This is a genomic window from Algoriphagus vanfongensis DSM 17529, from assembly GCF_000429465.1.
GTDB classification, from domain to species: domain Bacteria; phylum Bacteroidota; class Bacteroidia; order Cytophagales; family Cyclobacteriaceae; genus Algoriphagus; species Algoriphagus vanfongensis.
In genome coordinates this window covers 18874-43979 of sequence record NZ_AUBX01000010.1, presented here as the reverse complement: position 1 = coordinate 43979, position 25106 = coordinate 18874, and the positions used below count along the sequence as shown (strand labels likewise).

Here is a 25106-nt window from a genome sequence, read left to right as displayed (position 1 = left end):
GGGTTTAAAACTTCACATTCAGGCCGAAAGTGTAGACAGCTGGAATCGGATAAACCTGGCGGTCAATTCCGTTGGCAACTTCAGGATTGAAGCCATTGTAGCTGAATATCGTCAAGGGACGCTCTGCAGTGAAAGTCATGCGAGTCGCCGGGATATTTCCTCCGAGTATATTTCTGAGAGTATATGCTACTTGGACGTTTTGTACCCGGAAATAGGAGCCGTCCTCTACGAAGTAGGTGCTGAAGTTTTGATTCCAACCTTTGCGGAGTCCGGCAGCTGACGGATACTTGTCCGAAGTGCCTTCACCCCTCCAGAGATTGGTTGCTAGATCCGCATCGATATTGGTATCATTGGTGAAAATGATCTCTCCGCGCTTTCTGTTGAGGATTTTATGACCTGTCTGACCTTGAATCAAAGCTGAAAACTCGAGGTCTTTCCATGAAAACCCAAGGTTGGCGCCATAGGTCAATTTGGGCAGAAAAGATCCCAATACGACTCGGTCCTGATCATTGATGACGCCATCTCCATTTTGATCTTTGAACATCAGATCACCCGGGACAAGATTGTTTTCAGCGATAAATTCAGCTGTATAGCCGCTGTTTGTGATCATCTCCTCATTTTGGAAGACTCCTGTGCTTTCATAGCCGAAAAATGCCTGATAAGGCTGGCCGATAATGGATCTCTGTCTGAATTCAGCCGACCCTGCATCCAGTCCTTCAGGACCACCGAGGCTTTGCACAGTGTTTTTCAGCGTAGCTATATTTCCTCCGATGTAGTAGGAGAAATCTTCAGTGATATTGTCTGCCCAAGTGATATTCAATTCAAGACCTTGATTTCTGATTTCACCGACACTTCGTCTTTCAGTCGATCGGAATACCGGAGGAATGATGCTAACAGCCAGATTTTTGGTGTCTCGGATAAAATAATCAGCGTCTATAGAGAGTCTATTTTCCAATAGTTTGGCATTGATTCCAAAGTTTTTCTCGACGGTAGTTTCCCATTTGTCGATGAGGTCATAGGTCGGGTTCAATACTCGACCGATGTAGCGGACATCTCCCAGTGCAGTGTTGGATTCTTCTAGGGAAGGAGCGCCGATCGAAGGCCTGATTCCATCATTTCCCAGTTGCCCCCATGAAGCTCTAAGTTTCAAAAAGTTGATGGCATCTACCCCAAAGAAGTCTTCTTCAGTGATCACCCATCCACCGCCAATGGTGAAGAAGTCCCCCCATTTTTGCTGAAACTTGTTATTGCCATCCCGACGGTAAGTACCGTAGAGAAGGTATCTTTCATCAAAGTTATAAGCTACTCTTCCAAAGAATGACAAGTAGTAAAGGTTGGAATTGATGGTGTTTCCATTGGCATCTCCTATGCCGTCCAAGTCAAAATTTTGAGAATTGGAAAGGTACCAGTATTGCTCATTTTCCCAAGTAGGATTAGGGCTGAGTCCTGTTCCCCGTGCAAAAAGCACTTCAGCATATTCACTTCTGAAAGACTGGCCAGCAGTGACCGTCAGCATGTGATCACCCCAGATATTAGTATAAGTGAAATAGTTGTCAATGATCTGATTGAAACCAGATTCACTCTGTCTTCTCAAGGCAGATTGAGATTCGGTAATGCCGTCGTTGTAGGCAAAATTCACATTTCTGGAATTGAGCTGGTATAGGCTGTAATTGTAGGAAGTTCTGAAATCCAATCTGTCCGGAATCAAATTCATGTCTGCATAGAAATTCCCCGTCACCTTAGCCACATTGTTTCTATTATCAGTGTACATCAGCGGGTAGAAAGGGTTTTGACTACTTCTGTAGCCTAATTGCTGCGCATTGGATAGATTCAGAGGATTAGCAGCTGTATTCATTTCATCGTAAACCGGGATAGTCGGTACTGCGAAATAGGCTCTAAACCAAGCCGCATCTTCACCGACATACTGTCTTGCGACTGAGAAATTGAAGTTACCACCTACAGTCAGCCAATCTTTGACATCGGTATCGATTTTTGCCCTAAGATTGATTCGTTTGTATTCATTTCTGATCTCCTTCTGTAATCCTTGCTGGTCAAAAAAGCTACCACCGATGGAATATCTGGTTTTGGCAGATCCTCCATTGAATGTAAGGCTATGATTTTGAATCGATGCAGGACTCATGATTTCAGAGTACCAGTCAGTATTGACGTCTGGGATGGTTGGGTCCACACGGCTTCTGCCGTAACGCTGGATGGCATTTTCCAAAAATGCTATGTCAGGCGCGGAGCCGGTTTCACGGATATATTGAGCAAACTGCTGCGTGTTTGCCATTTTCAAAACATTCTGTGGGACCTGGACACCATAATAGCCATCATACACTACCTCCGGCGCCTGCTCATAAGAGCCAGACTTGGTGGTGACCAAGATCACCCCGTTGGAAGCTCTTACACCATAAATAGCTGATGCAGAGGCGTCTTTCAGTACGGAAATGTTTTCGATGTCATTGGGATTGAGGAAGTCTATATTGTCAAAAAACATCCCGTCTACCACGTAGAGTGGAGCGGCATTTCCCTCGAATGATCCCACGCCTCTCACTCTCACAGTCGGAGAAGAACCTGGCGCTCCGTTACTTACGATCTGCACACCTGCTACTCGTCCTTGCAGAGATTGCATTGCATTAGGTGTGGGAGTCTTGGTAATGTCCTCGGTTTTGATCGTGGAGATGGCCGAAGTCAGATCTTTTTCCTTTTGTGTACCATATCCGATGACCAGCACTTCGTCTAGAGAGCCGATGGCTTCTGCGAGTGTCAAATCGATGGTAGTCTGATTTCCGATGAGAATTTCCTGAGTTTCATATCCGACAAATGAGAATACCAGAGTCGACTCAGTAGAAGAGACACTGATGGTGTATTGACCATCGATGTCAGTGATAGTTCCGTTGCTGGTGCCCTTTTCGAGTACGGTGACTCCGGGAAGGGGAAAGCCAGTCGGATCCACAATCGTCCCGGTGATGGGAACAGATTGGGCAAATGCTGGAAGCGTAGCGGCCCATAGCAGCAGAGCCATAATCATGGATAATTTTCCCAGACTCAATGTCTGGTACTTCCATGCCTCCTTACTTTCAAGTAAAGGCATCTTCATACGAAAGGAATTTTGGGTTTAACTAAAGAATTGTGATAGTATGCCGGCTTGTCCGAGATACCCAATATGAAGGTAGAAAGACTAAAAAATCTTGTGATGGTAGTTTTAATTTTAAAGTGAAAATCTACCTAATTCTATTAACAAAATTTAAGGAGTTTGTTCCAGTTTAATCTCAGTAAAAATCTGACCTATGATTAAATGGGGCCATATTTTTTCATCTTTGTCCCCTTTGAATACTAATGCAAAAAAATGCTCGATTTTCATCGTATTAACGCCTGAATGAAGCGAGATTAATCGATTCTCGATGGTTCATGCAGGACCCACAAATCATTCCAGGTTGGTTGGCTGATTCCAGAATCTGCTAGGTTCTGACTTAGTTTTTTGCGAAAGGTCCAGACAGTATTTTTTCTAAGATCTAGTAGCTCTGCCAGTTGATTCAGAGTTTGCTTTTCATGTGAGGTGATGAGATTGTATGCGATGTAAAATGCCTTTTCCAAAGGGAATTTGACACCATGAAAAATAGTGCCTGCTGTCACAGAATCTATATGCCCGCATTTGCTACACCTTCTGGTGAAGGTTTTAGGTCCTTTGGAACTTTTGGTGTTGCCACACTGTCGGCATTCAAAGCCACCGGACCACTTGACCTCCTCGAGATATCTCAGACAAGCAGATTGATCTGGGAATATTTTTCTGAACTCTTCGAAAGTCAGCAATTTATTATTCAATCGTGCTTGAAAAGATTCTCGGATACTACTTTTTAGCTTGTAGTTATCCTTATCCAAAAGTGAATTGATTCGCTTGATCTCTTCATCTCTCTCACTGACTTGCTTTGCAAAATCCTCCAACAACTGATTTTTTTCGGAGAGCTCCCGAGTTCTTTCACTCACTTTGTTTTCGAGTTCGCGATTTACTTTTTCTTTTAGTTCTGCATTGGTCTCCATCTGCCGTATAGTTCGCTGGAAAGCCCTGTCCCGGTTGTCCTTGAGGATCCTGACACGATCTGCAAGTGCGAAAGTCAGCAGCAGCATTTCTAGTAAAAAAGCTATGTGGAGGCTGTAATACAAGAGCGTCTGATGGGGGATAATGGCCGAATTGACGAGGGTTTTGATCGTCACTCCTAGAAACAATACCCCATAGGCAATTACAAAAAAACGGGCGACCTTGTAGCCTTTGCTCCAGATATGAATGCTGGCGGCAAAGATGAAAAAGAAGGGGATAATGTCGTAAAACTTGATTTCGAGAAGTTTGGGGTCTTTGGTCAAGCCTCCGAGAAATAGGATGGTTTTCAGAACCAACATCCCCAAAAGGATCACATGTATCGTATAAGAGCGGTTTTTGGTATTGAGGAATTTGATAGAAAAGAGAATCGCCCACAGGACAATTGAGTAACTGAACACTCCATTTGCCACTTGGTTTAATCCGGGCTGATCAGGCCAGAGATATTGAAATGCGATCCCATCCACGCACATCGCATAGATTCCCACACTCGCTAGATAAAATGTATAATAGAGGTATTTGATCTCGCGGATGGCGGAGTAGATCAGAAGATTATAGAGACCTATGATCAGAATCATCCCATAAAATATCCCATACGCAAAGTATTCGCTGAGTGCATAATGCACGAATCGATTGATCGATCTTACGGCAATCCGGATATCTGCTTTTTGGGAAGATCTGATTTTGAAATAGTAATTGGAGATCCCTTCTGTTTCATTGGCGATCACAATTTCAAAATTTTTGTGTTTGATAGAGCGGACCTCGAACGGGAGTGCGTCGCCAAAGAAGGTTTCATGATAGTGCCCATCCCTATCAGGAGAATAAGCGGTCAGGATATCGATACTTTGATCATAAAATTCGATCAGCCACTTCCTAGTGCTCAAAGGATCATTATCGATGGATAATTTGACCCAGTAAGTATGCTCGATGTCAAAATTACTTTTGTCAAAATCAGGTCGAATTTTGAAATTACCCTGAAAAGAGGGGCGGATGATATCTTCAAATTCCAGAAGATTACTCGTGTCCTCAAAAAACTCCAACTGATCAATGGCAAAGATTCTTTCTTCCAGATCATCTTCAATCCGAAAGGTGGAAGAGCCTGATATCCGCTGGGCAGAGACAATGGCGATAGGTGCAAAAAGCAGGAAAAGCACTATAATGGAAAGCTTTCTGCTCATGGTATTTGGGTTTGTTGGTCTAGTGGACGCTAAGTTACCAAAAAATGAATCAAGACATTGAGCAGAAAGGTGATGGAGTATATCGTGAAGTTGTTTGGAATCTACCTTAATTAGTTGCAGCTGCTGATTTTTTAACTGGAATTGGCGTATTTCAGCTGCTAGAAACGAATACCACAAATCGAAGAAATGTACCAAATATAGTCAATAGCAAAACAGGACTATCAAGAAGTAGTAGAGCTGTGGGAGGCATCTGTCAGAGCGACCCATCATTTTCTAAAAGAAGAGGATATTGAATATTTTAAACCGCTGATTTTGAACACCTATTTAGATGCGGTAGAGTTGAGATGCATTAAAAATGAAACAGGGAAGCTTATTGGTTTTTTGGGAGTTGCTGATCAAAATCTGGAAATGTTATTTATTCATCCTGATTTCAGAGGAATTGGAATAGGAAAAACTCTTTTGGAATATTCTATTGATACTATGGGAGTGAAAAAGGTGGATGTGAATGAGCAAAATGGACAAGCGTTGGAATTTTACCAACATTGCGGGTTTGAAGTCAAAAAGCGTTCTGAATCGGATTCCTCTGGGAAACCTTATCCGATTTTGCATATGGAGTTGAAATAAGTATCCTTAGCATAGCAAATAATTTGATCCAATCCTCGTTCCAAATCAGGCTTTTATATCCTTACTTCATAGTATCCATGAGAAAATTACTAGTGATTTTTGTCCTCTTTCTGATGTGCCAGATGGCTTTTGGACAAGATTTGGCATTGCTGAAAATCAGCAAAGACAGCAGCTACCTCGTGACAGGAGATGATCAGCCATTTTTTTGGCTTGGGGATACAGCGTGGGAATTGATTCATCGCTTGGACAAGCATCAAATTGATGAATATTTGACTGATAGAGCAAATAAGGGTTTCACTGTGATTCAAACGGTGGTTTTGGCTGAACTTGACGGTTTGAATTCCCCGAATGCTTATGGAGAAAGGCCTCTTGTCGACAACGACCCAAATAAATTGAATGAGCAATATTTCACGCTGGTGGACTATGTTTTGCAGAAAGCAAATGAGCTGGGACTCTATGTAGCACTATTGCCAACATGGGGTGATAAATTCAATAAAAAATGGGGTGTTGGACCAGAGATTTTTCAAAAGGAAAATGCAAGAGACTATGGAAAGCTTCTGGCTGAAAGATATCTGAATACGAACAATCTCATATGGATTTTAGGTGGTGATAGAGCATTGGAAACAGATAGCCATTTTGGAGTGATTCATGGAATGGCGACGGGGATTCGGGACGTTGACAAAAGGCATTTGATCAGTTTTCACCCAGTGGGAGCAAAAAAGGCAACGGATTTCATCAATGAGGAATGGCTTGATTTTGATATGTTTCAGAGCGGTCATAGCAGTACTACAAAGGAATATGCTTATGTGAGCGAGAGTAAAATGCTACCAATCAAACGGCCGGTAATCAATGGAGAAGCGAGATATGAAAATATTCCGGATAGATTTTGGGAAGAGAAGGCTTATGGATGGCTGGATGATAGCGATGTCAGAGTTTCGGCCTATTGGACTATGATAGCTGGAGCGGCAGGGTATACCTATGGCTGCAATGATATCTGGCAAATGTATGATGTGAGCAGAATACCTGTCATCAATGCGAGAACTGGCTGGCAAGCCGCACTTGATCTACCGGGGTCCGCACAGATGGGCTATATGAGGCACCTGTTTGAGAAACTGCCTTGGCAAAAAATGAAACTCAATCAGAGTTTAGTTAGGAATACTAATCTGGAGGACGAGTCTTACATTCTTAGCTCAATTGATTCTGAAAAGAAGATAGTCATCGCATATACGCCTGTTGGAAAACCATTTACCATTGATTTGCAAAAGATGGTCGCTGATAGGTTAAATGCTTATTGGTTTAATCCCAGAAGTGGAGCAGTGAAGTTTATTGGCAAATTTGAGACGGACAAAGCTCAGGAGTTCAAACCTTGGGCTAGTGGTAAGGGGAGTGATTTTCTATTGATTCTATCTGATGAAAATCTTCCAGTTGATTTTAGCTCGATGGATCAGTGACACTGTGAAGAGCTTCCCTAGGAACCCATTTTCCAGAATGTTTATAAGGTTGATCACAGTTTGTAAGATAGGTTTATAAAAAAAGGAGACCAACTACTTGGTCTCCTTTTTAGATTTTGAGGATGGGTTATTTTTCCCACCATACTTGTGTATTGATATCATCTGCTCCCATTCGAGCGATTGCTTCTTGGTAATTGTCCGGATTATTGATCATAACAGATACAGGATATCTAAATCTCACCGGAACCTGCTGGTTGTTTTCCATTCCTTCATTTTTTGGAAGAATTGGGAAGCCGGTTCGTCTATATTCATACCATTGTTGGTAGTCATTGAAGTACAGAGCTAAGTATTTCTGCAGGTAAATTTGCTCCAAACTACCATTGAATTTAGCTGATTCATTGTTGAAATAATCCTCCGTGATTGCTACATCCCATTGTTCCATCGCAGCTTTCACACCATTTTCATAATGAAGCTGAGCATCCGATGAAATCACTCCTTTCGCTGCCAGCTCTGCTTTGATAAATTCTACCTCTGCATAGGTCAGAACCAATGAAATCATCGGTGCCTGTACCAAGGCAATGTTGTGATTGCTTGGGATAAACTGAAACTGTGTCTCGGCACCGGCATAGCCACTCGGGACTCCTTTGTACCCAAGTGTTGTCACGCCGTCTAGATCTCTCGCTTGGGTCATAAAGGTGCTTCTTCTGGGGTCGTTGAGTTCATTGAGCTGATTTACAAAAAATTCAGAAATTGACCGGAAGGTGGTAAAATCAATTGCTCTTCCCCATGGAGAAAGGTTGGGTGTCACTCCAGTTATGTCCAAAATTGCAGATTCAGCTGTATTTTCAAAAACAGGATATTGATCTGCATTGGATAGAATGGCTGCCATCTTCTGATCAGCATTCATTTCAGAGCGCTTGGAAACTCGCAACAATAGTCTTAAGTGAAGTGAATTGGTGAATTTTTGCCATTTTTCAACGTCATTTTGAAACAGGATATCTTCTCCATACACCATTGCCATAGTCGGATCGTAGAGTGTATTTGCCTTTTCCAAATCACTGAAGATCTGTGTATATACCTCTTCTTGCGTATTAAATTTGGGTTGGAATATCCCATCTTCTCCTCGGCTCGCTTCATCCATAGGAATATCTCCAAAGCTATCGGTCAATTGGCTGAGCGCATATGCTTTGAGTGTTAAGGCTATTGCCTGGTAGTTTGTAGCGGATGCTTCGATACTTGCATCTTCCATTTCCTTGAGATTGACTAACCATCTATAATAGGTACTCCAGGTGCTATTCCCTGCAGATTCGCTGACATCATAGCGATGCAAGCCACCATTGGGACTCGGAAAAGGAAGTGCCACTTGCATGACCTGGAAGGTAAAAGCATCGGCACGATCAGTCCCAAAGCTGAACATTCCGTAAATCGTAGGATTTAATAGCGTACCGGGACTGATTTGATCTATTCTGTTGGGGTCGGTGTTGACTTCCTGAAAATCCTCAGTACACGCAGATCCAAAAATGATCACCAAGAGGAAAGTATATATGATTGATTTTTTCATGATTTCTGAATGTTAGAATTGAAGAGTCAAATTTGCTCCGAAAGAACGAGGAGTCGGTAACTGTCCGATTTCCACTCCTGGTAGTAGACTGCCTCCGTTTAGTGCGGCTGTTTCCGGGTCAAACATTGGAAACTTAGTCCACATGGCGAGATCTCTTCCATATAGAGATATGGAGGCCCTGCGGATAGCAGACTTTTGGAGTATACTAGCGGGAATGTTGTATTCAATAGATAGCTCTCTCAGCTTGATAAAGGATGCGTCGAACGAATTGGACTCTACATTGGCTCTTCTATAATAGTCTGCATAGTAGGAGGGAAGGGCTACTTCCGTAGTATTTGGAGAGTAGGTGCCGTCAGCATTGAGTATCACTCCATCCCCGATGATATATCCATCCTCTCTGCCCATCAAGGTGTGTTTTAGCTTGCCTTGCTCTGACATTTTATGGTGTGTTTGGGAATATACAATCCCTCCATATTGGCCATCAAACAAAATCCCCAATCTGAAATTCTTATATAGGAATTCATTTCTAAATCCACCTTTCCAGTCCGCATAGGCATTTCCGATATATTGAATCTCATCAGGTCTGGCAGGTAGTCCATTGCTTCCATAGACGATTTCGCCTTCTGGAGATCTCACAAATCCAAATCCGTAAATATCTCCAGTTGTACCTCCTACTTTGGCAATGATGGAGGCGGTACCACCTGTACCGATAGTTTGACTACCATCAAGCTCATCCGGCAAAGAAATCACCTCGTTTGTGTTTTTTGCCCAGGTGATAAAGCTGTTCCACTGAAAGTCCTTGGTTTTGATAGGACTTCCATTGATTACTAGTTCCACCCCCTTGTTTTGCACCAAGCCAGCGTTTAGGATAGCTCTAGAAAAACCTGTAGAAATTTCAACAGGCACTTCCAAAATCTGGTTTTTGGTTTCGGTATGATAATATGTCAGATCAAAACCCAAGCGTCGGTTGAAAAAAATCATTTCTAAGCCTGCTTCATAACTTGTGGTGATTTCTGGTTTGAAATCTACGTTGTAAAGAGTGGTGGGAACGGACGCTGATCCGGGAAAATCACTTTGACCATAGTATTTGGAAGTACGGTAAGGCTCGGTGTCATTTCCTACTTGGGCAGCTGAGAGTCTTGCCTTTGCAAAAGAGATCGGAGTAGGCAAGTTCCAAATGTCGCTCAGGACAAAGCTGGTGCTGATGGCAGGATAGAAGAAACTATTGTTTTGCTCAGGTAGTGTACTAGACCAATCATTTCTTCCGGTGATGTCCACAAAAATCTTTTCATCGTAATCAAAACTTGCCAATGCATAAAGTGAATTGATGATACGATTGTTGTCATTAGTAGCCACAGCCGGGTTATTGATCCCATTAGAAAGTTTAAAAACTCCGGGAATCACCAATCCTTCGACCTCAGCACTGATTGCTCTATACTTTCTGATCATCTGATTCCCACCAGCAGAAGCGGATAGATTGATTTTGTCACTTAGTTTTCCTTTGTAGGTAAATAGGAAGTCAGTATTGGATTCGTAGTTGCTGATGTCTTGCTCCTTGTAGTAGCCTCTTTGATAATTAGCAGAACTAAAAGGTCTTTGAATAGCTCTTTCTTCCTGACTCATGGTCAAGCCGGATCGTAGCATCAATTCAAAGTGCTCATCAAAAGTATAGGTTGCTGAAATGTTGCCAAGGAACGAGTTGTTATTCACAGAGTTCGTCATTTCATAGGCTATCAGGAAAGGGTTGTCTATAAAGCTGGAAAACGGATGTACTTGCTCTACATTCTCCAAGCCTTTTTTCCATATAGGTCTGTACCAATCCAGATCAATACTCGGGTTTTGGAAAATCATGAAATAGGAGATTGACTGGTTGTTATAACCAGTGGCAGGCAGGTTGTCGCTGTTTTTATTCGTGTAGTTTACTTTGGCATTCAATCTCAATTTGCTATTGATGTTTTGAGCTACTGACAAGGCTGCTACGGTTCTTTCAAATCCCGTATTGGGCATGATCCACTCATTTTTTGTATGGGTCAGGGACGCCCGGACAGAACCATTTTCATGACTTCCTTCTAATGAGACTGAGTTGGTCCAAGTGTGACCTGTTCTCCAGAAGTCCTTTACATTGTTTTCGTAAGGTCTCCATAGTTCTCTGTCCAGAGATTGACCTTCCAATTCCGGATCATATTGGTAGTAGTATTGACCATCGAATCGTGGACCGAAAGCAGAGCTAGTACCGCCTGTACTTGCGCCGTCTTCGGATGCGCCATAGGAATAATAGAGATCTCCGTCTGCATTAAAAGCACGTCCGGTGCCTTGTCCATATTCATATTGGGAGTCTGGCCATTGGAGTATATCGTTGAAATTGACATTAGAATTGATGGTCACTCCCAAGCCTTTTTCACGTCTTTTTCCACTTTTTGTGGTAATGATCAATGCTCCGTTTGCTGCTCTACTGCCGTACAATGCCGTAGCACTAGCCCCTTTGAGTACGGAGATACTTTCTATGTCATTGGGGTTGATGTCTGCGATTCCATTTCCAAAATCAACAGGCACATCATTTCCAGATCCTGCGCCATAAGCACTACTTACCCCAGATGAAGTCAGTCCTGAATTCATCGGTACGCCGTCCAAGACGATCAATGCAAAATTGCCATTAGGATTGAGGGAATTGTCCCCGCGCAAGCTGATCTGGGAAGAGTTGAGTGGCCCGGACCCAGAAGAAAGTATATTCAATCCAGCTACTTTACCACGAAGTGCATCTGACCAGTTGTTGGGTCTGGCTTCCACCAATTGTTCAGATTCCACCTTTTGAGTAGCATAGCCCAATGCTTTTTCTTCTCTTTTAATACCCAATGCTGTCACCAAGACCTCACCTAATACTTCGCTGTCATAGGCAAGCTGAATATTCAGTTCGGTTTGGTTTGCTATCGTGACTACTTGGCTGTCATATCCGACATAGGAGAAGACGAGCTTTTCGCCGACGTCTACCATCAAAGTGAAGTTCCCTTGTAGGTCAGTAGTAGTTCCTTGGTTTTTCCCTTCAATGATAATATTCACACCAGGCAAGGTCTCACCGGTTTCGGCATCGGTGACAGTTCCGGTGATTTTCACTTTTTCATCCAAGGATACGACCTCGTTTTTTCCAGGAGTTTTGGCGATGGCAATGGAGTTGTTGACCTGTTTAAAAGATAAACCACTCTGATTGGAAACTTCCTGTAAAAGACTGAGTAAGTCCATGTCTTTAGCAGAAAGCGTGATCCGCTGACTCAGGTCCAAATCGCTTTGGAAAGAAAAGCGAAATGGAGTTTGATTTTGGATCTGCTTAAAGGTGGAGTTGAGGGACAATTCACGAGTAGCAAGCTGTACTTTTGAATCTTCCAGCTTTTGGGCGTGGCTGCTCTCTGCCCACACCATACTTTGCAAAAATGATCCTAAAAGGAGGACAAGAAATAGTCTCATTGCCAGTTTTTTAAAAGGCGGTGGTAATTTTTTTTTCATAATTTTGAATTGTTCTGGTAAAACTTGTTTTGCGATAGGAATTGCTTGAACTATGAGGGTCTGTTGCAGCAGACCCTTTTTTGTTAGAGACAATTTGGGAATTGGATACTTACATTTTTTTCATGGATTTGATAGTGAATTGGAATGGAATAGGAGATGACTTCCAATGTGTTTTCTAAGCTTAATGCTTCATAGATTCCAGAGATTTTGCATGGGCTTGTTTGATTTTGGACTTCAATTGTCACTCCGTACCAGTTTTCCAACTGACTGACCAATATCTGCATGCTGGCAGATTTGAAGACAAGCTTGTTTTCCGTCCAGGCAAAAGTTTCTTCCGGTTTTGTGATGATCGCCTGATTTAACTTGCCTTCAGGGTCTATGTATGCTTTTTCATTGGGCTGAATGTGAGCAGAGATCCCTTCACCTTTGCTGACTTTTACAAATCCTGTTTTGACATAGACGCTTTCAGTGCCTTCAGACTGAGTGTCTATCAGAAAAGAGGTTCCCAACACTCGGGTCTCTAATTGGGCTGTTTTGACGGTGAATGGATGAAGACTGTCTTTTTCTACTTCAAAAAATGCCTGTCCGTCCAAGAGGAGCGTACGGTTTGTTGAGAAATTCTCAGCGAGCTGAATTTTGGTGCGGTGATAAAGTGAAACCAAGGATCCGTCAGAGAGCTTGATTTTTTTGATCATTCCGGTTTCATTTTCGAAAGTGATCCACTTTTCAGTAGCAGGAGATTCGGGTTGAGGTAGTAGCTGGAGATAATATAAGGAACCTAATGACAAGAAAAGGATGATACTTGCTGCTATTTTCCAGTTGGCGTACAGAGATGATTTGGGTTCCTTTTTGAATCCAGCTTTTTCCTTTATCTGAACTAGCAGTTCCTTTTCTTTTAGCTTTGCTCTCTTCTCAGATATGCCTGCAGTAGCAGGGGATACTTCGGCTTGATTGTCATGCCAGGAGTTGATTTTTTTGATTTCCTCTGGATGAGCGAGTCCTCTCAGAAGATTTTTGATTGATTTTACGAGTTGATTTCTGGAATTCATACCATGGGGTTTCATAGATAAGTCCCCAAAGTGACGAGCTTTTACTGCTTCAGCGGATTAACAAAAAGTGAAATAAAAATGTACTTGAATAACGGTTTGGTAACAGGGACTAGGAAAGGCAAAAAATCAATACAGCACCCAGAGAACCCAACTCTCTTCGTAGTATTTTCAGAGAACTGGAGAGAGAATTATGCACAGTTTGAGGGGAAATCTGAAGTCCTTGAGCTATTTCATCTACGGATTTTCCTTCAAATTTGCTCAGCTTGAAGATTTCAGCCGATCTCTGACTGAGCTTATCTACGGCCACCTCTATTTTTTCGAAAACCTCATCCAAACTCAAAATATCTGCTTCCTCGGAGATCTGACCGCATTCTGAATTATCGGTAAGCGAAGCAAATGAAATGCTTCTATCCAAATGTTTCAGAACTTGATACTTGACCGCTGTCAAGAGATATATTTTGGGGTCTTTATCAAAGTGAATTTCTTCCCTTCTCTTCCAGATATCGATAAAAATCTCCTGAATCATATCTTCAACAATCTGATGATCAGGAAGTCTCGTGTATCCTGCTAGATACATCTGTTGCCAGTTTTCTTTGAACAAGGCCTCAAACTGTTTTTCTGTGGTCAGTTTCATGAAGGGGGACGAAAACAAACAAATGTATTTGAAAAGAACCCTTGGAAACTCAGAATCTGTTTTAAGCTTTTATTATCAATTGTATCCAAAATGGAGATGATACATCAAGAAGCAATTGGTTTTAGTGCTTTCTGTTTCGATAGGTGGATTTGAAATGTAGTTGGAGTTTTGGCTATATCAATGAGCCAGTCAATAATAAAAAATCGATTTTTCTTTTCTGGAATTAGACAACCTCACAGACTTTCTTGTATTCCAAAAGAAGAACTGGTGATTTTCTCGAGGAAGGCTAAGTGATTTGGTAGTATGTGTAATTCTAATGTGATTTTAAGAAAACTAAGGGGTTGTACTTTGCTGGATTTTTAACCGTTCATCCTCCCAACCGTGGTCGATATAAGACCATGAAAATTCCTCTCCCTGTACTTTAATCTGAACAAAGCCTTCCTTGGTATTGTGTCGTCTTCCTTTCCACCCGTTTCCGGCGATCGAACCGCCTGTTAGAAAGTCAAAACGGTCATTGACCATACCATATTCTTTCCAGTGAATATGACCTTGTAGGATGAGTTTTAGATTGTGACCTTCCAACATTCGAAGTGCTTCATCGGAGTTTTCTACACCCACTTTTCCACCTTGACCTTTCAGTTGCCAATGACTACTAAGTATGGGAATATGTGTGGTCACTACTATTGGGGTGCTGGGGTCGGTGTTTTTAAGATCGGCAGCCAGCCAATTCAGTTGATCCTGCTGAAAGATCGCCCTATATCTTTGATCCTCTGTTACGTCCAGTGAGTTGAGTACTATAAAATGCCAGCCTTTATGGTCAAAAGAATAGTAGGTCTTCCCAAAGTATCTTTCCCACATGCCATACTTGTAATCTGGATGATCTGAGCCTTCTGGACTCTCTGCATAAATTGCAAATAGATCATGGTTTCCGATACAGTTGTATACTGGCATTTGAAAACCAGCACTCATTTTTCTATAAAGATCAAATAAAAGTTCGCTTCGTGCATAATCACCACGCATGACATCATATACTAGATCTCCTCCGGTGAGTACAAAATCAGGTTTCAGCTGATTGACCTTGTCGATGGCCATTTGGAAACCCAAAGGGGCATTCATTTCCGGTTTGAGGTGAATGTCCGTGAGAAAGGAAAATTCAAATGATTCCTCTGCAGATGCCTTTTGCTGAGTTTTCTTACTAGTTAATGAGGGGATATGGATAAATGGAATAGCCGCCATGGCCATTCCTGAGTTTTGTAGAAACTTCCTCCGATTCAGAAACTGTCCCTTTTCCTTTGTCATGATGATGTGAATAGGTCTTCACATGTAATACTTCCACACAGATAGAAAAGGACCAATTCTTAAATGGTTTTTTAAAGACTGAAATTGATTTTGGTATTTCGATTCTCTTGAATTCTGCTGCTTTCGCACTTTTCTGAGACTGATGTAAGAGCAAGTGTGGCAATAGGAAACTGCTTACAAGCTTGTTTACAGAGCAATTGACACGCTGAAAAATGGCTTGAAAGTGTAAAGGAGGGCAATTATTCTAAATTACTGAACCGAGCTTTACAATGGCCATTCATCTTTCAATTGTCTTGTAAAAGAGAAATTTGAAGTTTCCTCTTCTTTTATCAGACATGCATTGAGTTCTCTGGTGATTTCTTTTTCATCCAAGTCTTGACCGATGATGACCAGCTCATTCATGCGATCTCCATACATCGGATTCCATTTTTCCATGATGAGGTTTTTGTTTGCTACATAGCTAGGATTTCTAAGACGCTCTTTTTCAGAATAGGCAGCCCACCAAGTACCAAATGGCTCTGCCTTGAGAGAACCTCCGGCCTGACTCCAAAGTAAGGCATGATGAGGTCTGGATGCCAACCAGAATAATCCTTTACTTCTGACTACATTAGCTGGCCAGGAATTGCTGATGTAGTTCCAGAATCTGCCCGGATGAAAAGGCCTTCGATTTCTGTAAACAAAGCTGCTAATTCCGTATTCCTCTGTTTCGGGAACATGTTCTTGGTTGAGTTCTTTGAGCCAACCTGCGGATTTTTCGGCTTTGTCATAGTCAAAAAGGCCGGTGTTCATGATCTCCTGAATAGGCACGTTTCCATATGAAGTTCGAATGATTTTGGCCTCAGGATTTAGCTTGATAAGTAGTCCCTCAAGCAATTTTAGATCGCCTTCCGAAACCAAATCTGTCTTGTTCAGAACGATCACATTGGCAAACTCTACCTGATCTGTCAGTAAGTTTACGATGGATTGTATGTCCTCAGGATCATCGGTCATGTCTCTATCCAGAATAGTTTCTGCAGACCCAAAATCCTTAAAGAAATTATAGGCATCGACGACAGTTACCATCGTGTCCAATTGACTGATATGACAAAGGTCCAATAAGCTATCGCCTGTCTCGAATGAAAAAGTTTGGGCCACTGGAATTGGCTCTGAGATTCCTGTACTTTCGATCAGTAGGTAGTCAAATTTTCTCTGCTTGGCTAGTTTTTGTACCTCCTCTATCAGATCCTCCCGCAGTGTACAGCAGATGCAGCCATTGGACATTTCGATGAGTTTTTCTTCTGTCCGGGAGAGTTTGATTTCGTTTTGTATTAGCATGGAGTCTACGTTCACTTCACTCATGTCATTGACGATGACGGCCACTTTGTAGCCTTCGCGATTTTGGAGGACATGGTTGAGCAAGGTGGTTTTACCAGCTCCCAAGAAGCCACTCAGTACGGTGACTGGGATTTTGTTATGCATGTGTTATAGGTTTTTGGTTTCAGGCAAGAGGCAGCCTGTTTTTGATTTTTGATAAAATACCAATTGACATAGTGAGCCAAGGCTACAATCAGTGCTCCTATCGGGGTGATGAAATGTTCCAGAGAATTGTGTTTTTCTTGCAAATGGCCAATGAGAAATGGCCCGGCAGTCTCAATCAAGCCATATGCATGATCATGTCCCCAGGTGAGTCCTATCAGAATGATACTGAAGCCAAGAATGACCAATAGGATCGGGAGAAATCTCTGATGGTGTCTTGTGAAGCCATGGGAGAGGGCAACTACTGCCAGAAGTAAACTCAGGATTATCACTGAATATTCGATCCAATGATTGGCTAAAACTTCCAAACCAAGAAGCGGTAAGGCCGAAATCAAAAAGGGTAGGGCCAAGCAATGAATGGCACATGCTACTGATGCGCTGATACCGATCCAATCCAAATTGATTCCCAAAGAGTGGCTTTTCATTAAAAACAGAGTTTATTGCAATACTGTTGCAAATTTATAATTGCTAAATATTATATGCAACATTATTGCAAATAAAGAGCGCTATTCTTAGGTTTGTGCTTTCTAAATCGATGATTATGTTGATTTCACGCGCAGTTACTTTCGAGTACGATAAGTCCAATCAATTTCATTTTCCGGATATAAACCTGCCTGAAGGAACGAACCTACTAGTCTTAGGCGATTCGGGCATAGGTAAGACGACACTACTTCACTTGACTGCTGGACTCTTAAAACCAAAGTCTGGCTCAATAGAAATTGATAGAACGGACATCATGCAACTGGAAGGGAAGGACCTAGACCGTTTTCGTGGTGCTCACATTGGGATCATTTTTCAAAAGCCCTATTTCATCCAATCACTGACTCTCAGAGAAAATTTGGAGCTGATCCAATACCTGGGAAATAGAGCCAAAGATGGCCATCGTATCAAGTTGGTTTTGGATGATTTAGGGTTGTTGGGTAAAATGAATACCAAACCTCAGTATTTGTCCCAAGGGGAGCAGCAGCGGGCTGGTATTGCCTTGGCAGTGATCAATCAGCCTAAGCTTATTCTTGCTGATGAGCCAACTTCTGCCCTGGATGATAAAAACTGCAGAAGAGTGATTGAGCTCCTGAAGAATCAGACTAAAAAGAATAAATGTAGTCTGATGATCATCACGCATGATCAGCGATTGAAAACTGAGTTTGAGAATTCAATCAAGCTGGCATCCACCAATCAAACGAACAACTTACCCTGAGATTCATGACTATTTTCAAGTTGAGTTTCAAAAATATACTGTCTAAGCCACTTTCTACTGGCTTGAGTTTGCTGTTGTTATCCTTGGGGGTGGGTTTGATCTCTCTCATGCTACAGATGGATAAACATCTAAAAGATCAGATGAGCGCTAACGTTCGAGGGATTGATATGGTAGTGGGAGCAAAGGGCAGTCCGCTTCAATTGATTCTATCTGCTGTATTTCAGGTAGATGTGCCTACTGGGAATATTAAACTTTCTGAAGCAAATAAGCTACTCAGAAACCGACTGATTGACTATGGTATCCCGCTTTCCTATGGGGATTCTTACAATGGCTTTCGCATTGTGGGGACTGATGAACGCTATCCCGAGAATTTTCAGATGAAATTGGCAGAGGGAAGCATTTGGTCCAAGTCTATGGAAGTGACTATCGGTGCGGCGGTAGCCAAGAAGACAGGTTTGAAGTTGGGGGATCAGTTTCAGGGATCCCATGGCTTAAGTGACGGCGGGCATGTCCATGAGGGACAGGATTATACTGTGGTTGGAATTTTCAAAGCTTCGGGATCTGTGGTTGACCAGCTGATTTTGTCCAATATTCAAAGCGTCTGGGATATCCACGATACCCACGCCCATGAAGAGGAAGAGCATGAGTACGAAGAAGGAGAGGTTCACGAACACGAACATGAACATGAAGCTTATGAGCATGCCGAGGGAGAAGGGCACAGGTATGAGGAAGATAATCGAGAGATTACAGCTCTTTTGATCAAGTTCAAAAATCCACTAGGCCTGGTTCAGCTTCCACGTATGGTCAACGAGAATACCAATATGCAGGCAGCCCTTCCAAACTATGAACTGAGCAAACTTTTTTCCCTGATGGGAATAGCCACTACGACCATGAACATCGTAGCCATGATCGTCATCTTGGTCTCAGGTATCAGTGTCTTTATCAGTTTGTATCTCAGTCTGCGGGAGCGTACATATGAAATGGCTCTGCTCCGAACCTATGGAGCTTCTAGAAGGCAATTGCTGGCAATGATCTTTCAGGAAGGGCTCGTGATTTCATTTTTTGGATTTGTGTTGGGCTTTGTCCTTAGCAGAGTGGGTTTGCTGTTGATTTCTGTTTTTGTAAAGTCTGAATATCACTACAATTTCCTCGAAGCTGGACTGATCCCCGAAGAAGGGATATTACTCGTGATTACACTATTGATTGGGTTCTTTTCAGCTTTGATCCCCGCTGTCACGGTTTATAAAATCGATATTTCAAAAAGTCTATCCAATGCTTAGAGTTAGTTTATTAGTTTTCCTGTGCAGTCTTTCCATTTCTTCGTTTTCGCAAACACGAATTACATGGGACACACTTTCGGATGTGAAATTCATTGATAAGTACAGTGAAGAAGTCAAAGCGTATTACTTCTTTCCTGAGTTTGGTCTATCGGTCTTGGCGCTAAACAACAAGGAAGTCATCATCAAAGGATACCTCCTGGAAATAGACCCTGATAAGGATATATTTATTCTTTCTGCCAATCCTTTTTCAGCTTGTTTCTTCTGTGGTGGAGCTGGGCCAGAATCGATCATAGAATTGAAAGTTCCCCGAGATCATCCCAAGTTCAAAATGGATGAAGTTTTGACATTTCGAGGAAGGTTCAAACTCAATGCGGTGGATATCTACCAGTGCAACTATATTCTGGAAAATGCAACTGTGTATAAGTGAGGGATAGTTAGTGTGCCAATTTATCTGATTGATTTTCTCCAAATCAGTTTCCTTTCTTTTATTTCCCATCACCAAAGAGTTCTATCTCATCAAGACAATGTAAGCCTCAAAAGCAAAATGCCCCGTCACAGTGACGGGGCATTTTGTAGTAGAAATTCTAGGCCAAGGAAACTGGGTTAACTTTTTCCTGATACCGAACCATAAATCTTAATCATGACCTTCATCGGTCTCCACACCCAAAATCGTCATTCGATATGGTGTGCTGGAAACTTGGATCTTTTCTATTTTGGTGAAGTCACTGATGCTTACTTTCCACAATTCTCCGGTTTTCGGCTGCGTGATATAAAGGTATTTGCTAGTGGCTTCGATCTGGGGTTTTTGAGTTTCGTCTTTCGCTACACTTTCCAAAATAGAGCCACTTTTGGTTGTTGTATTTGTTGTCAGGTCGTAGATTCTCACCTCACCACTATGAAACAGTGCAATGAGATTATTGCCTGCGTAGTCGATTTTCACTTGGATTAGGTCTGAGCTTTCTACGATTGGAGTTATTGACTTGCTGACTACGTCGATCATGTAGGCGCCCATGGATCCAGTATAGCCCACAAATTTGTTTGTGATGTTTGTTTCATAAATAGAACCAAGCCAAGCTGTTCCGAAGCTGGCAGGGTGAGGGATGAGCGACTGTTGGCCGGAAGGCTCCACCATCAAAACACCATCTATTGAACCAAATAGGGCTACTTTTCCATCACCGGCATTGCCATGGATACCTTGGGTCTGTATCGTGGAGGCAAAAAGTGTCGTACCTGAAGCATCGATTATTTTGACTCTTTCGGGAAGAGTATTGGCAGCCGATCCATCTTTCTCTGTAATAGCATACGACCCGTTGTCAAATTTCGCCATAGCACCATGGTGGGCAACATTTCCAGTGTTGATGGTCTTCATTTTGGCACCTGAAGTGTGGATGTCTGATTCCTTGGCAGAGCTCAATGTCCCATCACCGTCGTTGAACGTTAGGATTTCGTCACCCTTGCTTTTGAAGTGTGTAGGAAGATTGCCTTCACCGACCAGGGAGCCAAATCTTGGTCCTCCCATCACGTCGGCATGATCACCATGTGATTCAAATCCGCTGTCGAAGAACTGAACATTGTTATCTGCGCGGTTCACCAAGCCCGCATATCTACCAGCCTGAGTACCATACAAGGCAGATTTGGGGAAGAGGGCTTGAAATGATTGCGAGCTGAGTTCCACAGGATCGACCAGCGATAGCTCTGTGGTAAGCTCATCATTGACTAAGATTCGAATGTATTCGAATTCATTTTCGGATGGTTGTGGCAAAATTTCATCGTCGTCGTTACAGGAGGCCAATGCCAAGATCGCAACTGGAAAAATGAGTTTTCTAAGTAGGTTTTTTTTCATGGATTTTTGATTGTGCAATAATGTTGCGATTATAGCTAGACTATTTCATTAATTCAATTCCGCTCATCAATTTTTTGCACTAAAGTTGCATTAAGGGGAGCTGAGTATTTAGCCTAGCTTGTATCACCCATAATGGGGTTTCAATTGATCGGGTGATAGGTCTCTAAGAATGGGGCTTTATTCCCCTTAAAGATCTCAGTGAAATTGACGAAGGATGTGTCTAGAGTTGGTGAAAGGTGAGATTGATTGCTGCTCTGGCATCGGTATAAAAAATGAGTTGGAGTGGAAAGCAACTTTTTACACTTTTTTTGGCTAAAAGAAATTATAAGCCATCATCGGCAAGTTCTTAAGCCCTTGCATTAAGAGATGTCTCTTTGACAGGTTATTGTTAAATTACAAAGAGTATTTTCATCTCTAGATAGTTTTACAATCCAAAACCCAATCCCACATTCATCATGCGATATCTGATTGGTCTCATAACTCTTGTAAGCCTCGTAGGGTGTAACAGTAAAGGATATTACCTGGCATTTGCTTCTGATCGAGATGATGCGTTGGATATTTATTTGACTAAAACTGATCATGATGACGTGGTCAATTTGACGAATTCACCGAGTACTGAATACAATATGACGTGGACTAAGGATGGAAGAGAAATATACTATACTAGCTATGAAAAGGATGGGAGAAAGGTCAAACGTGTCAATCTGAAAACAAAAACCGTTGCTACTATTTTAAGTGATTCTACCGTTTTATCCGTCAGTGATGTATCCAAAGACGCTAGAGTACTTATCATATCTACCACGGAAGATCACCCAAAGGGTGAACTCTATCTGTATGATTTGGAGACGGGAATGAAAACGCGTTTGACTCGCAATGAATTTTATGAATCTGGAGCGAAATTTTCAACTAATGAAAAATCAATCATAGCAAGCATTCAGATACAAGCGGGAGACTCCGTCAATCACTCAGGAATAGCAGAGATTTTTGAAATAACCACTTCAAATTTTAATCTGAACAAACTAACAGATCTAAAAGGGTTCAATGCGCTGCCGGAATATTCTCCAAATGGCGAATTTGTAGCTTTCCATCACTGCGACAATGGAATATGCGATATTATGCTGATGAACTCTGATGGTTCGGATCTGATTAATCTGACCAAGGGAATAGATGATAATCGCTGGCCTCGCTGGTCCCCCGACGGGAAATGGATAGCTTTTACAAAAACAATTGAAAAGAATTCAGATATATACTTTATCTCACTTGATGGTGAGGTTTTGATGCCTGTGATTACAAGTGAGTTTAGGGATGAGATAGCAGTTTTTAAACCTAGATAATATATCTCTAGAGAATCTTGATTTTTTAGTCAGTCTACGAATAGATTTTCTTAGAATAGCCTAGTGGCTTTCGGACAGCTGACGCATTTTAAATTCTACGCTTTGAAAAGATCAGCAGACTATCAGGACTCTTAGAGTGTCTTTACCTTCTGTGAATTTTGGCTACAGATATCGGAATAATTTCCACAGGAATTTTTTAAAAAAATGGGACTGATCAGCATTTCAGGCATGGCAGACTTTTGGTTTAGATTTCAGCACTCTCAAAAGTGACAGTCTTGTGTCCTATAGAATAAGGACTCGTCTTCAATCTGAAATATAAATGGATGAGGATTGAGGCCGGAATTAAGTTTCATGTCTGGCTTCCCTATTCGAATAGGGGAAATCAGCAGGAATATTCAAGGACCTCAGCCAAGAAATCATAAAAATTACCACACATAACCAAACTTACAAATGAAACAGTCTGAAAGAAAAACAGCCCCAGGTGGTGAAACACATCAATCAGCGGATCAAGCTCATGCTCAGCTTACGACCAATCATGGTATACCAATTTCTGATAATCAGAATAGTTTAAAGTCTGGAGAGAGAGGACCCGTATTGCTGGAAGATTTTATTCTTAGGGAAAAGATTTTTCATTTTGATCACGAACGTATCCCCGAAAGAATAGTACATGCGCGGGGATCGGCAGCTCATGGTTACTTCGAACTGTATGAGTCTCTTTCGGATATCACGACGGCAGATATCTTCCAACGAAAAGGAGAAAAGACACCAGTATTTGCCAGATTTTCAACTGTAGCTGGAGGTGCAGGTTCAGTGGATACGCCTCGGGATGTTCGAGGTTTTGCGGTGAAGTTTTATACACAGCAGGGTAATTGGGATTTGGTAGGAAACAATATTCCGGTGTTTTTTATTCAGGATGCTATTAAATTCCCCGATTTAATCCATGCTGTAAAAATGGAAGCGAATAGCGGCTATCCCCAAGCTGCCAGCGCGCATGATACTTTCTGGGATTTCATTTCACTCATGCCAGAATCCACGCATATGCTGATGTGGGCAATGAGTGACAGAGCTCTTCCCCGATCTCTACGAATGATGGAAGGTTTTGGCGTACATACGTTTCGATTGGTAAATGCCAAAGGCAAATCCACATTTGTAAAATTTCATTGGAAACCCAAACTAGGCTTGCAATCTACCGTGTGGGATGAAACACTCAAATTGCAAGCAGCGGATAACGATTATCATCGCAGAGATCTCTATGAGGCAATCGAAAGCGGAAAATATCCTGAATGGGAACTTGGGATGCAACTATTTGACCAGAAGACGGCAGATTCATTGCCTTATGATGTATTGGATGCTACCAAATTGATTCCTGAGGAAGTTGTACCTGTTCGAATCGTAGGCCGGATGGTATTGGACAGAAATCCTGATAACTTTTTTGCAGAAACAGAACAGGTCGCATTCCTTCCTTCGAATGTGGTTCCGGGTATAGACTTTACCAATGATCCTCTTTTGCAAGGAAGGCTTTTCAGCTACATGGACACCCAAAAATCAAGATTGGGTACTACCAATTTCCATCAAATTCCTATCAATGCTCCTAAATGTCCATTTGCCAATATGCAGCGGGATGGAATGATGCAAACACAGGTGCCTAAAGGCAGGGCAAATTATGAACCTAATAGCCTTGCGGAAGCTGGTGAAGAAGCGGGCGCAAGAGAAGATAAGGAGGCTGGATTTACCAGTTTCCGAGGTCGGCCAGAGAATGAGGAGCAAGGGGATAAATTACGAATCAGGCCAGAGTCATTTGCTGATCACTATAGTCAGGCAAAACTTTTCTACGAGTCACAAACCGAGAATGAACAGGCTCATATTGCATCAGCGATTGTCTTCGAACTTTCCAAAGTAGAACTGGAGCATATCGCACCTAGAATGCTGGCTAATCTACGCCATGTGTCTGAAGATCTTGCATCTAGGGTGGCGAAAGGATTAGGATTGACCTTGCCGGAAAAATCTAAAACTGCTGCTCCAGTGCAGGAGCTAAAGCCATCTCCGGCGCTGTCCATCCAAAAAAACATGAAAGAAACTCTGGAAGGCAGATGTGTAGGTGTTTTGATCGCAGATGGAACCGATGCCTCAATCCTAGATAAATTAAAAAAGGACATCACCAAAGCTGGTGCTGATTGTCAGTTGGTGTCAACCAAAATTAATGGGATCACACTCAGCGACAAATCCAAGATAAAAGCAGATGGGCAGTTAGCAGGTACTCCTTCTCAGCTATTTGATGCCGTAGCGATAGTACTGTCAGCTGAAGGCACCGAAATGATGTCAAAAGAGGGTGCGGCTGTTCAGTGGGTTATGGATGCTTTTGGACATCTGAAAGCGATAGGCTATACGGAAGAATCAAAATCTCTACTCGAGAAGGCCCATGTGGAGTTTGACGAAGGAGTGGTGAAAGTTGATGATTCCTTTGTCAAAGCCGCCTCTAAGCGTTTCTTTAAAAGAGAGCCATCCGTAAGAGAATTGCCTTAACTACTAGTTTTAGGAGGGTTTTC

The 25106-nt window shown here is 42.2% G+C and carries 17 protein-coding genes; 7 read left to right on the top strand and 10 right to left on the bottom strand.

Annotated features, from left to right (window positions below):
• Window positions 1-4: 4 nt before the first annotated feature.
• Together G460_RS0105380 and G460_RS0105375 are read right to left on the bottom strand one after the other, a co-directional pair.
• On the bottom strand, window positions 5-3100 hold the full coding sequence (locus G460_RS0105380) for a SusC/RagA family TonB-linked outer membrane protein (RefSeq protein WP_026954397.1): 3096 nt from the start codon (window positions 3098-3100) through the stop codon (window positions 5-7).
• Window positions 3101-3390: 290 nt separating this feature from the next.
• Window positions 3391-5274: a 7TM diverse intracellular signaling domain-containing protein gene (locus G460_RS0105375; protein WP_026954396.1), complete on the bottom strand. Its 1884-nt coding sequence runs from the start codon at window positions 5272-5274 to the stop codon at window positions 3391-3393.
• A gap of 312 nt (window positions 5275-5586) precedes the next feature.
• On the opposite strand from G460_RS0105375, the gene G460_RS0105370 reads away from it, so the two are divergent.
• Together G460_RS0105370 and G460_RS0105365 are read left to right on the top strand one after the other, a co-directional pair.
• Complete coding sequence (locus G460_RS0105370) at window positions 5587-5898, top strand: GNAT family N-acetyltransferase (RefSeq protein ID WP_245578704.1); 312 nt, start codon at window positions 5587-5589, stop codon at window positions 5896-5898.
• A gap of 77 nt (window positions 5899-5975) precedes the next feature.
• On the top strand, window positions 5976-7349 hold the full coding sequence (locus G460_RS0105365) for a glycoside hydrolase family 140 protein (RefSeq protein WP_026954394.1): 1374 nt from the start codon (window positions 5976-5978) through the stop codon (window positions 7347-7349).
• A 127-nt stretch (window positions 7350-7476) separates the two neighbouring features.
• Here G460_RS0105365 and G460_RS0105360 read toward each other — a convergent pair whose 3' ends face one another.
• The 7 genes from G460_RS0105360 to G460_RS22590 all read right to left on the bottom strand — a co-directional run bounded on the left by G460_RS0105360 (window position 7477) and on the right by G460_RS22590 (window position 17330).
• Window positions 7477-8910 (bottom strand): SusD/RagB family nutrient-binding outer membrane lipoprotein, encoded by a 1434-nt coding sequence (locus G460_RS0105360; RefSeq protein WP_026954393.1) that lies wholly within the window; start codon window positions 8908-8910, stop codon window positions 7477-7479.
• 12 nt (window positions 8911-8922) lie between these two features.
• On the bottom strand, window positions 8923-12408 hold the full coding sequence (locus G460_RS0105355; RefSeq protein ID WP_026954392.1) for a SusC/RagA family TonB-linked outer membrane protein: 3486 nt from the start codon (window positions 12406-12408) through the stop codon (window positions 8923-8925).
• 83 nt (window positions 12409-12491) lie between these two features.
• Complete coding sequence (locus tag G460_RS0105350) at window positions 12492-13457, bottom strand: FecR family protein (RefSeq protein WP_026954391.1); 966 nt, start codon at window positions 13455-13457, stop codon at window positions 12492-12494.
• A 109-nt stretch (window positions 13458-13566) separates the two neighbouring features.
• A complete protein-coding gene (locus G460_RS0105345; RefSeq protein ID WP_026954390.1) occupies window positions 13567-14091 on the bottom strand; it encodes a sigma-70 family RNA polymerase sigma factor in 525 nt (174 codons plus the stop codon).
• A gap of 333 nt (window positions 14092-14424) precedes the next feature.
• Window positions 14425-15390: a metallophosphoesterase family protein gene (locus G460_RS0105335; protein ID WP_026954389.1), complete on the bottom strand. Its 966-nt coding sequence runs from the start codon at window positions 15388-15390 to the stop codon at window positions 14425-14427.
• Between the two features lie 264 nt (window positions 15391-15654).
• Complete coding sequence (locus G460_RS0105330) at window positions 15655-16848, bottom strand: GTP-binding protein (protein WP_026954388.1); 1194 nt, start codon at window positions 16846-16848, stop codon at window positions 15655-15657.
• Entirely contained in the window at window positions 16818-17330 is a 513-nt protein-coding gene (locus G460_RS22590; protein ID WP_051315934.1) for a MerC domain-containing protein, read from the bottom strand. Before G460_RS22590 ends, G460_RS0105330 begins: the two co-directional genes overlap by 31 nt.
• A gap of 116 nt (window positions 17331-17446) precedes the next feature.
• Between G460_RS22590 and G460_RS0105320 the strand changes: the two genes are divergently transcribed.
• The 3 genes from G460_RS0105320 to G460_RS0105310 are packed head-to-tail and all read left to right on the top strand — an operon-like array spanning window position 17447 to window position 19810.
• The gene (locus G460_RS0105320) at window positions 17447-18103 is read left to right on the top strand and encodes an ABC transporter ATP-binding protein (protein ID WP_026954387.1); all 657 of its coding nucleotides are present in this window, start codon (window positions 17447-17449) and stop codon (window positions 18101-18103) included.
• A gap of 5 nt (window positions 18104-18108) precedes the next feature.
• The gene (locus G460_RS0105315) at window positions 18109-19383 is read left to right on the top strand and encodes an ABC transporter permease (protein ID WP_026954386.1); all 1275 of its coding nucleotides are present in this window, start codon (window positions 18109-18111) and stop codon (window positions 19381-19383) included.
• On the top strand, window positions 19376-19810 hold the full coding sequence (locus G460_RS0105310; protein ID WP_026954385.1) for a hypothetical protein: 435 nt from the start codon (window positions 19376-19378) through the stop codon (window positions 19808-19810). Before G460_RS0105315 ends, G460_RS0105310 begins: the two co-directional genes overlap by 8 nt.
• Window positions 19811-20017: 207 nt before the next feature.
• Here the strand turns inward: G460_RS0105310 and G460_RS0105305 are convergent, their stop codons facing one another.
• Entirely contained in the window at window positions 20018-21226 is a 1209-nt protein-coding gene (locus G460_RS0105305) for a hypothetical protein (RefSeq protein ID WP_026954384.1), read from the bottom strand.
• A 455-nt stretch (window positions 21227-21681) separates the two neighbouring features.
• Between G460_RS0105305 and G460_RS0105300 the strand changes: the two genes are divergently transcribed.
• Together G460_RS0105300 and G460_RS0105295 are read left to right on the top strand one after the other, a co-directional pair.
• On the top strand, window positions 21682-22560 hold the full coding sequence (locus tag G460_RS0105300; protein WP_026954383.1) for a PD40 domain-containing protein: 879 nt from the start codon (window positions 21682-21684) through the stop codon (window positions 22558-22560).
• A 450-nt stretch (window positions 22561-23010) separates the two neighbouring features.
• A complete protein-coding gene (locus tag G460_RS0105295; RefSeq protein WP_026954382.1) occupies window positions 23011-25083 on the top strand; it encodes a catalase in 2073 nt (690 codons plus the stop codon).
• Window positions 25084-25106: the final 23 nt, after the last annotated feature.